Source organism: Acinetobacter higginsii (assembly GCF_000369845.1).
GTDB lineage: Bacteria > Pseudomonadota > Gammaproteobacteria > Pseudomonadales > Moraxellaceae > Acinetobacter > Acinetobacter higginsii.
Window position 1 is genome coordinate 1 of sequence record NZ_KB850221.1, and the last position, 1409, is coordinate 1409.

At 33.5% G+C, this 1409-nt stretch carries 3 protein-coding genes and 1 pseudogene; 2 read left to right on the forward strand and 2 right to left on the reverse strand.

What is annotated here, in order from left to right; translation table 11 throughout:
• Together F885_RS05380 and F885_RS05375 are read right to left on the reverse strand one after the other, a co-directional pair.
• Positions 1-297 (reverse strand): annotated as a pseudogene (locus F885_RS05380) (replication initiation factor domain-containing protein); the annotation flags it as partial.
• Complete coding sequence (locus F885_RS05375; RefSeq protein WP_005321104.1) at positions 297-548, reverse strand: hypothetical protein; 252 nt, start codon at positions 546-548, stop codon at positions 297-299. The gene F885_RS05375 and the pseudogene F885_RS05380, both read right to left, overlap by 1 nt.
• A gap of 137 nt (positions 549-685) precedes the next feature.
• Here F885_RS05375 and F885_RS05370 point away from each other — a divergent pair, with 137 nt between their 5' ends.
• Positions 686-1024, forward strand: a complete 339-nt coding sequence (locus F885_RS05370) for a helix-turn-helix domain-containing protein (protein ID WP_005321105.1) — start codon at positions 686-688, stop codon at positions 1022-1024.
• Between the two features lies 1 nt (position 1025).
• Complete coding sequence (locus tag F885_RS05365; RefSeq protein ID WP_005321107.1) at positions 1026-1355, forward strand: hypothetical protein; 330 nt, start codon at positions 1026-1028, stop codon at positions 1353-1355.
• Positions 1356-1409: the final 54 nt, after the last annotated feature.

Consider the following 1409-nt stretch of genomic DNA (forward strand, 5'->3'; position numbering starts at 1 on the left):
CATATTATAAATGGGGGTTGCTCGAGCTGAATTTGTGAGGCTTTCCTTTGTGTTTTCTTTGTTTTTGATTGTTTTTTGAACAGGTTTTTCTTCATAGCGAATTTGAGCAGCTTCTACTCTGTCCAACCATGATTTTTGTTGATCTTGGGTAACGAGGTTTAATTCGAAATATGACTTGATGAAGATACGCATCTTGTTCAAATCTGATTGAAGTGCTTTCTGTGAAATTGGCTTTTTATTCTCAAATTTAGAGATACGTTGTTCCAGAGAATCAACCAGCTTCTGTATATGTTCCATTAGCACTCACCCCCTAGATATTCCAATATTTCAGCGTTTGATTTTTTATAAGTATCTAAATACGCATCTATTTTTGTGTAGTCATACGACCAATCAGCAGCAACTAAAGCTAACTGCTCTAAACAGCGTTCTGTAGGAATTGCAGGAACACAAGCTTCTAGGCAAGAATTTCCATGTTCAGAAACGATTTTCGCCACCTCATTAAAAGCAGCCTGTATGAATTCTTGTCGGTCTTTATAAATTATATTCATTACGATAGATCGTACTAAAATTACAATTAAACATAATATAGTGCAAAGTATCGTACATGACAATAAATAAAAACGCTTCAAGGTATGAAAATACAATAAGGTATAAAATTATTTGTATTTATTACGAGATAGCGTAAATGTCAGTTGGTAAAAACATAAAGAACATATGTGCAAGATTAGGCATAAATGGTCGAGAACTTGCTCAACTTTCGAAAATCCCACCAACCACTATTTACAGCATTCTCAGTGATAAAGCTGACCCAACGGCATCAACTTTAAAAAAGATAATAATCACACTTGGCGTAAGTGCTGATATGGTTCTATTTGATGATGACGAGCAAACTAAAAATACAGACGTAAAAACGCTAGCTAGAGAAATCGAAAGATTTGAAGGTGCAGAAAGAGAACAAGCAAAAGAAATGATGAAAGCATTGATTATTCATCATAAAAGCAAAGAACTTATGAGAAATAATTAGAATGTATAAATTATTGATTACAGGTGTATTGTTAGCAATAACAAGCACCTATGCCCTTGCAAAACCAAATGCGATGACAAAGGAAGAGATTGAAAAATACTATGCTCAATTAAAAAAACACAAAACACCAAAAGGTGAAGAAAATAAAATGTCTGTAAGGTATGACACCAAAAAGAAAAAAGTATTAATGGCATCAACAATGGATTACGACATGGAAAAACAAGGAAAATGCGCTGATAGATTATTTACAGGCAAAGAAACAAAAAAATTAGATGAACTAGCAAAGGGTAAAACTGGAGAAATTGATCTAATCTACGACTGTAGTCACTGAAATCGCATAATATCCTATTATGTTAAATAAAGGATTCAAAGAACGGCACGCTAC

Bases quoted from the DNA above. Each gene is read 5' to 3' on its own strand.
- F885_RS05375 (WP_005321104.1), bottom strand. From the start codon at position 548: ATGAATATAATTTATAAAGACCGACAAGAATTCATACAGGCTGCTTTT.
- F885_RS05370 (WP_005321105.1), top strand. From the start codon at position 686: ATGTCAGTTGGTAAAAACATAAAGAACATATGTGCAAGATTAGGCATA.
- F885_RS05365 (WP_005321107.1), top strand. From the start codon at position 1,026: ATGTATAAATTATTGATTACAGGTGTATTGTTAGCAATAACAAGCACC.